This is a genomic window from Streptomyces sp. NPDC005728, from assembly GCF_040630895.1.
Classification (GTDB): domain Bacteria; phylum Actinomycetota; class Actinomycetes; order Streptomycetales; family Streptomycetaceae; genus Streptomyces.
This window is the reverse complement of sequence record NZ_JBEXYL010000200.1, coordinates 1-7,287: the sequence shown is the minus strand read 5'-3', so window position 1 is coordinate 7,287 and position 7,287 is coordinate 1. Positions and strand designations below refer to the sequence as shown.

At 72.0% G+C, this 7,287-nt stretch carries 7 protein-coding genes; all 7 read left to right on the top strand.

Features of this window, described 5'->3' with window-relative positions; translation table 11 throughout:
- On the top strand, nt 1-1,195 hold a 1,195-nt coding region (locus ABZ471_RS46980), incomplete at its 5' end, for a SagB family peptide dehydrogenase (protein WP_359075290.1).
- Nucleotides 1,196-1,265: 70 nt separating this feature from the next.
- Entirely contained in the window at nt 1,266-2,315 is a 1,050-nt protein-coding gene (locus tag ABZ471_RS46975) for an alanine racemase (protein WP_359075289.1), read from the top strand.
- Nucleotides 2,312-3,562 carry an MFS transporter gene (locus ABZ471_RS46970; RefSeq protein WP_359075288.1) on the top strand — a complete coding sequence of 417 codons (1,251 nt, stop codon included), beginning with the start codon at nt 2,312-2,314 and terminating at the stop codon, nt 3,560-3,562. Before ABZ471_RS46975 ends, ABZ471_RS46970 begins: the two co-directional genes overlap by 4 nt.
- Complete coding sequence (locus tag ABZ471_RS46965; protein ID WP_359075287.1) at nt 3,559-4,842, top strand: aminotransferase class I/II-fold pyridoxal phosphate-dependent enzyme; 1,284 nt, start codon at nt 3,559-3,561, stop codon at nt 4,840-4,842. Before ABZ471_RS46970 ends, ABZ471_RS46965 begins: the two co-directional genes overlap by 4 nt.
- A gap of 46 nt (nt 4,843-4,888) precedes the next feature.
- On the top strand, nt 4,889-6,046 hold the full coding sequence (locus ABZ471_RS46960; RefSeq protein ID WP_359075286.1) for an OsmC family protein: 1,158 nt from the start codon (nt 4,889-4,891) through the stop codon (nt 6,044-6,046).
- A gap of 22 nt (nt 6,047-6,068) precedes the next feature.
- Nucleotides 6,069-6,626, top strand: a complete 558-nt coding sequence (gene cysC, locus ABZ471_RS46955; RefSeq protein ID WP_359075285.1) for an adenylyl-sulfate kinase — start codon at nt 6,069-6,071, stop codon at nt 6,624-6,626.
- A partial coding sequence (gene cysD, locus ABZ471_RS46950) for a sulfate adenylyltransferase subunit CysD (protein WP_359075284.1) occupies nt 6,623-7,287 on the top strand: 665 nt, incomplete at its 3' end. The genes cysC and cysD, both read left to right, overlap by 4 nt.

Sequence of the window (7,287 nt, the reverse complement as noted above, 5' to 3'; positions counted from 1 at the left end):
ACCAGCTTGCCGGCTGAACCAGGTCTCGGCCGAACGGCGGCACCGGGCGGCGGACCACTCTCTGCCGAGGAGGGCTGAGCCGATGCGGGTACGTGTCTCGCGCCTGTTGATCTTCACCTGCAGGAACGGGCAGCTCGTCTGCGACGATCCGGTCAACCACCGCCAGTTCGCCCTGCGCCCCGCGGTATGGGACCTGCTGCCGCACTACTCGGCGTGGACTCAGCCCCGGGAGACCGACACCCACCTGGTCAAGCAGCTCCTGGAGGCGGGCCTGCTGATCGAGGAGGGCTCGCCCGAGCACCGGCGTGAGGACGCGCCCGGACCGTGGCGTACCTGGGGTACCGCCGCCACCTACTTCCACCTGGCCACCCGCACCCATGACAGCGAGCGGTTCGTCACCGCGGCCGAGGACACCGCCCGGCTCCGGGAGAAGGGCGAACAGGAGCCCCAGCCCGAGCCGTTCAAGCGCTACGACACCGAGCCGGTCATGCTCCCGGCTCCGCACCCGCTGACCATGGAGCTGACCCAGACGCTGCGACGCCGGCGCACCACCCGGCGCTTCGCGGCGGAGCAGCCCGTCGGTCTGCAGCAGCTGAGCACCCTGCTGCACTGGGCAGGGGGAGTCCAGCACCGCGTGGACCTGCCGGGCTTCGGCACCTCCCTGCTGAAGGCGAGCCCCTCCGGCGGGTCGCGCCACCCCATCGAGATCTATCCGGTGATCCGGTCGGTGGACAGTGTGCGACCGGGCCTCTACCACTACGCACCGGACGTGCACGGCCTGGAACCGCTGCGCGAGGAACCGCTGAGCGACGAGGAGATCCTGCACTGGTGCGGCGACCAGAGCTTCGTGGCCCGCGCCCCCGTGCTGTTCCTCTACACGGCGGTCCTGGAGCGCTCGGCCTGGAAGTACCCGATGGGCAGGACGTACCGCGCGCTCTTCGCCGAGCTGGGACACGTGAGCCAGACGACCTACCTGGCGGGTACGGCACTGGAGCTGGGCGTGTTCTTCACCGCCGCGATCCGGGACGAGACCGTGGAGCGTGACCTGGGCGTGCACTGGAGCACGGAGATCCCGCTCGGCGTCAGCGGTATCGGGGCACCGGACCCGCAGGAGGCCGAGCGGCAGGCGGCGATGCTCGACGGCGGCCCGGCCGGCTTCTCCTATCCGCGCGACGCCTGGGACGGCCTGGGGTGAGCCGCCGCGCCCCCGACGCACCGCCCATGCCCACGGCCGCCCGCACGGCCCGCGGCGGAGAGGGAACGCCGTGACCGACCAGCGACCCATGGACAGCCCGGACAGCCCCGTACAGGTCCTCATCGACCTCGCCCGCGTCGACCGCAACCTGCACCGGCTGCACTCCCGCGCGGCCGCGCGCGGCGTCCGCGTCCGTGCCCACGTGAAGGGCCACCGCACCGCCGAACTCGCGCTGCGCCAATGTGCGGCGGGTGCCGTGGGCATAGCGGTCACCCAACTCGCCCAGGCCCGCCGGTACGTGGCCGCCGGAATCGACGACGTCGTGATCGCCCACCCGTGGCCCGAACCCTGGAGATGGCGCGAGACGGCCGAACTGGCCCGGCACTGCCGGGTGTCGGCGCACGTCGACAGCGAGGCCGCCGTCGAAGGGCTGGCCGACGCCGCGGCCGGACTCGGCGTCACCGTCGGCGTCCGGGTGCAGCTCGGCACCGGCCTCGACGCCACCGCCACACCCGACGACCACCTGCTCGCCGTGGCCCGCGCGGCAGCCGCCCGCCCGTCGCTGCGGCTCGACGGCATCACCGCCTACCAGGCACTGCTCAGCGCCGAGGACGCGAAGGACCGGGTGGCGGTCGGGCGGTCAACGGCCGCATACGCCCTGCGGATCGCCGCGCTGCTGCGCGGCGCGGGCCTGCCCTGCCCGGGTGTCGCGATCGGAGGCACGCCCACCGCGGACGGGGCCCTCGCCGTATCCGGGGTCACCGAGATCTGCTCGGGAGCGTACGCCCTGCAGGACGGGGGCATGCTGGCGATCGGCGCCTGCGCGCCCGAGGACGTGGCCGTGACGGTGGTCGCGACGGACCAGGAGGCGGCGGACCGAGTGCTCGACCAGCACCCCTACCCGTGGCAGACCGCCGCCGACCACCAGCGGCTGGCCAGCACGGCACCGCCGGGAGCCCGGCTGAGCCCGCCGCACATCTGCGCCCTCACTCCGCAGGTCCGGACGGTCACGGTGTACGAACACGACGAGAAACGGCGCATGGGCATATGGCAGGTACTCAACACTCAGGACACGCCTCCGACGCGGCCGGTGAAACCCCGCCCGCCGAAGGAGAGTTGAGCCGATCGGCCCGACGCGGCCGCCGGAACGCGCTGGGCGTCCTGCGGGTGCGCTCCTTCCGGCTGTTCTTCGTCGCCCAGTCCAGCTCGTCGCTCGGTGACTTCCTGGTCGCGCCCGCACTCGCCTTCGCGGTCCTGGACCTCACCGGGTCCGCCGCCGACATCGGACTGATCCTCGCCGCCCGGACCATCCCCCTCACCCTGTTCATGCTCGTCGGGGGCGTGCTCGCCGACCGCCTGCCCCGCCACCGGGTGATGCTCGGCAGCGACCTGGCCCGGTTCTGCAGCCAGGGCATCACTGCGGCACTGGTGCTCAGCGGCCACGCCACCGTCTGGCAGCTGATGGCCCTGCAGGCCGTGCACGGCACTGCCAGCGCGCTGTTCATGCCGGCCGTGACCGGACTGGTGCAGGAGTGCGTCCCGGCACCCCAACGGCAGTCCGCCAACGCCCTGCGCAGCATCTCCCACTCGGCCGCCATGATCGCGGGGCCGCTGCTGGCCACGCTCCTCGTCCTCACCGCCGGCACCGGCTGGGCGATCGCCGCCGACGCCGCGACCTTCGCCGTCAGCGCGTACTGCCTGGCCCGCCTGGGACTGCCCCGCGACGCGACCGTGCCCGCCGGCCGAGGCGGGCACATGCTGAGCGAACTGCGCGAGGGATGGCGGGAGTTCTCCTCCCGCACCTGGGTGTGGTCGATCATCGCCATGGCCTCGCTGAGCAACATGCTGTATGCCGTCTTCACCGTCCTCGGCCCCGTGCTGAGCGAGCGCGAACTGGGCGGGCGCGGCGCCTGGGGCGCGATCCTCACCGCCTTCGGGGCGGGCGCCGTCCTCGGCGGCGCCGGCGCCCTGTGGCTGCGCACCCGCCACCCGCTGCGCACCGGACTCCTGGCGACGGCGCTCTTCGCCGCGCCGCCCCTGGTCCTGTCGCAGGTCTCCGCCACCGTGCCCGCGGCGGCGGCAGCCTTCGTCGGGGGTGTCGGCCTGATGCTGTTCAACCCGCTGTGGGAGACGACGCTCCAGGCGGGCGTCCCCGCCGCCGCCCTGTCCCGGGTCAGCGCCTACGAATGGTTCGGCTCCTACGCCGCCCAGCCGGTCGGGCTGATGCTCGCCGGGCCGGTGGCCGCCCAGGCCGGCCTGCGTACCACCCTGCTGGTCGCCGGGCTGGCACAGCTGGCCATAAGCCTGGCCCCCCTCGCCCTGCGGGACGTACGCAGCCACGCCGTCGAAAGGCAGGAACACCGATGACCCGATCACAGGGAGCACCCTCCGGAGCAGGCCAGGACCGCCCCTGGATGAACGCCCTCAGCCGCGGGCGGGTGCCGGGCCCCCGGCTGCCCCAGCAGCGGGTGGTGGACGGCACCGGACCGAGTACCCGCAGCGTCCACGCCGGCACCTACGAGGACCCGGTGACCGGTGCGGTCGGGACCCCGGTCTTCCAGACCAGCACGTTCACCTTCAGCGAGGACACCTACCAGGCCTTCGACCAGGGCGACATCAGAGACGTCCCGATCTACGGCCGGTACGGCAGTCCCAACCAGTGGGCCGTGCAGGAGAAGATCGCCGCACTGGAGAACGCCGAGAGCGCCCTGCTGTTCTCCTCCGGCATGGCGGCCATCACGACGACCCTGCTGGCCCTCACCAACCGCGGCGGCCACATCGTCTCCTCCCGCGACGTCTACGGCGGCACCTTCAACCTGCTGCGCGAGGACATGCACCAGCTCGGCCGCGAGGTCACCTTCACCGATCCGGTCGACATGGACGCCGTCCGCGCCGCCGTCCGCGACAACACCCAGGTGCTGTTCTTCGAGACCCTCACCAACCCGCTGCTGAAGGCCGCACCCCTGGCCGAACTCGGCAGGCTCGCACGGGAGAGGGACCTCCTGCTGGTCGTCGACGGCACGTTCCTGCCGCCGGTCTGTCTGCGCGCGCTGGAGCACGGCGCGCACATCGTCGTGCACAGCGCCACCAAGTACCTCAACGGGCACAGCGATGTGACGGCGGGCGTCGCCGCGGGGCCTCGCAAGTACGTCGACCGGATCTGGTCCCAGATGCTGAAGTTCGGCGGCTCGCTCGACGCGATGATGTGCTTCCTGCTGGAGCGCGGACTCAAGACACTGGCCCTGCGGATGCGCTGTCACAGCGAGACGTCCGTCGCCATCGCCGCGTTCCTCGCCGACCACCCCGCGGTACGCAAGGTCCACCACCCGTCCCGGCCCGACTACCCCTACCCCTGGCTGCACGAGATGGCGCCCAACGGCTTCGGCGGCATGGTCTCCTTCGAACTGAACGGCGGAGACGAGGCGGCCCTCAAGCTCCTGGACCGGCTGCGCCTGCCCGTGGTCGCCACCAGCCTCGGCGGTGTGGAGTCCCTGGTCAGTCTGCCGTTCAACACCTCGCACAGCTTCCTGACCAGACGCCAGCGGGCCGAGGTGGGGATCGCTCCGGGCCTGGTGCGCTTCTCCGCGGGCATCGAGGACGCCGACGACCTCATCGGCGATCTCGACCAGGCCCTGGGCGGCCTGTGACCCGGCCGCAGACCCGCGCGACCCGCGAGGGAAAGGACTGAGCAGTATGCGCAACGGACTGAACATCGCCGGAGTGTCGGAGATGGTGCACGAGATACGGGAGATCCCCGCCGAGGCCGTCGCACGCTTCGCGGTGGAGACACCGGCGGGTGCCTCCACGGCGGGAACCGTCACCTCCCGGACGCTCACGGCACGCAACGGCACCGTACGGATGGCCCGCGACTTCCGGCTGGGCCACCGCCTCGCCGTGACCACCGACGGCCCGGCCGGCGTCCACCCCACTCCGTACGAGTCGGCGCTCGCCGCCCTCGGCGCCTGCGTCATGGTGACCTCCGTCAACGGCTACACCGCGCGGGGCATCACGCTCGGCGCGATGTCCGTCACGGTCCGGGCCGATCTGGCGCTGGACGGGGCCGGCCGGCCCGTCGCCGGCCGGCCGCTGGAGAACATCACCTGGCGGTGCGACGTCGACTGCGAAACGGACCCCGACACCGCCCGCTCGATCAACCGGCTGGTGACCGCCTTCAGCCCCAACCACCGGGTCGTCCTGGACGTGGCCCCACTCGACACCGCCGTTCTCGTCGGCACCGACGGCCGCACGACCGCCTTGGATGCCCCCGTGCCCGGTGAGGCGCCCGAGACAGCGGGCCCTACCCGGAGCACCCCCATCGAAGCCACCGTGACCTGGGAGTACGGCTCCGAGGGAAGCTATGTCACCACCGTCGGGGCACCCGGCACAGGCCCTCGGTCGGGCCCGTGGGGCGTGGATCAGGCGAAGCAGATGCTCGGGATCGACCGAGCCCCGAACTCGCAGGAGATCCTGCTCGCCGCGCTCTGCGCCGAACTGACCTCACTGCTCCCGGACGGCAGCGTGTTGCTGCGGGCCACCGGTCTCCTCGACACCCGTGGCATGCTCAACGTCGCACGCGAGGTCCCCAGCCGCTTCCACGGCCTGTCCCTGGAAGCCGTCGCCCCGGACCTGTCCGCGGCCGACCTGTCCCAGGCGCTCGCACGCTCCGTGCTCCTCGCCACCCTTGCCACGCCCCGCGCGGTCGACGTCGAACTGTGGCTCGCCGGCCGGCACGTGGTGTCCGACCACAGCATCACGGCAGACGCCGAAGCCGTACGCGACGAACTGACCCGGCGGGCCGGGCAGCAGGCCGAACAGACGAACCGTCAGGAGAACGACGGCCATGACGGCTGAGAGAAGTCACCAGGGGGAGCGCATGACACAGCCGGTCTGCACCTGCCGTCCCGGCGCGACGGTGTGGCTGACGGGCCTGCCGAGTTCGGGCAAGAGCACGCTCGCCGAGGAACTGGCCGTGCTGCTGCGCTCGCGGGCCCGGCGGGTGGAGGTGCTCGACGGGGACCGGCTCCGGCAGATCTTCTCGCCCGACCTGGGCTTCAGCCGCGCGGACCGGAACGCCAACGTCCAGCGCATCGGCATGATGGCCCAGGTACTCGCGCGCAACGGAGTCCTCGCCCTCGTACCCGTCATCGCCCCGTTCGCCGACAGCCGGGAAGCGGTCCGCAAACGCCATCTGGCCAGCGGAACGCCCTACTTCGAGATCCATGTCGCCGCACCGGTGGACGTGTGCGCGGCACGCGATGTGAAGGGTCTGTACGCCAGGCAGGCCGCAGGCGAGATCAGCGGACTGACCGGCGTCGACGATCCCTACGAGCTGCCGGAGTCGCCCGACCTTCGCGTGCAGACCCACCTGCAGTCCGTGCACGAGTCCGCCGCCGCGGTGCACCGGCTGCTCGTCGAACGGGGACTGGCGTGACGGCCCCGGACGCCCTCCGGACAGCGCCGCGCTCGTTCGCGCTGTCCCACCTGGACTGGCTGGAGTCCGAGGCGGTGCACATCCTGCGCGAGGTCGCCGGCGAGTTCGAGCGGCCGGTGATCCTGTTCTCCGGCGGCAAGGACTCCATGGTCGTGGTGCATCTGGCGCTGAAGGCGTTCGCCCCGGCACCGGTCCCCTTCCCCCTGCTGCATGTGGACACCGGGCACAACTTCCCCGAGGTCCTCGACTTCCGGGACCGGGTGGCGGCGGCACACGGGCTCCGCCTGCACGTGGTCCTGGTCCAGGACTACATCGACCGTGGGATGCTGCGCGAACGCCCGGACGGCACCCGTAATCCGCTGCAGACCCTTCCGCTCACGGAGACGATCCGGACCGAGCGGTTCGACGCGGTCTTCGGCGGCGCCCGGCGCGACGAGGAGAAGGCCCGCGCGAAGGAGCGGGTGTTCAGCCTGCGCGACGAGTTCTCCCAGTGGGATCCGCGCCGTCAGCGCCCGGAGTTGTGGAACCTGTACAACGGCCGGCACGCTCCCGGCGAGCACGTCCGCGTCTTCCCGCTGTCCAACTGGACCGAGTTGGATGTGTGGCAGTACATCGCCCGTGAGGGCATCGAGCTGCCGGAGATCTACTTCGCGCACGAGCG